General features: G+C 41.7%; 2 protein-coding genes. Both read left to right on the forward strand.

Annotated elements, in window-relative coordinates:
- On the forward strand, positions 1–322 hold a 322-nt coding region (locus tag HC175_RS16350), incomplete at its 5' end, for an MnmC family methyltransferase (RefSeq protein ID WP_262887243.1).
- Between the two features lie 74 nt (positions 323–396).
- Positions 397–618: NAD-dependent epimerase/dehydratase family protein (locus tag HC175_RS16355; RefSeq protein ID WP_168139451.1), on the forward strand; the 222-nt coding region annotated here is incomplete at its 3' end.

Here is a 618-nt window from a genome sequence, read left to right on the forward strand (position 1 = left end):
ACATGAGACTTCCTGGGAAAACCGGAGTGAAATTTCTCCATTTTTCGATCTTCAGAAGGAAAAAAAATTCTTTAGTGAAATAACTGCAACTTCAGAATATGATCTCATTTATTTTGATGCTTTTGGTCCCCGGGTTCAGCCGGAATTGTGGAGTGAGGCAGTGTTTAAAAATATGTATAATACCTTAAGGTCCCAAGGGGTGCTTGTCACCTATTCGGCAAAAGGAGATGTGAGAAGGGCAATGCAGGCGACAGGTTTTGAGGTGGAAAGATTACCGGGGCCACCCGGAAAAAGAGAGATGTTGCGGGCTACAAAAGCTTAAGATCTTGGAAACCTGTTAAAGCTTTAATAAACCTCCGGTATTACTCTCTGTAATCCCGTAAATTAAAAAATAAAATGCGCATTCTTATCACCGGGGCCACAGGGCTGATAGGTTCCAAAATCACAGAGCTTTTTCAGGACAACGGGATCGAAGTAAACTATCTTACCACGAGTAGATCAAAGATTGAAAAAAGTGATAATAACAAAGGCTTTTACTGGAATCCTTCAAAAGGAGAAATTGATACCAAATGCCTGGAAGGGGTGGGGGCAATCATCAATTTGGCCGGAGCCAGTGTT

It is taken from the genome of Salinimicrobium oceani, from assembly GCF_012037645.1.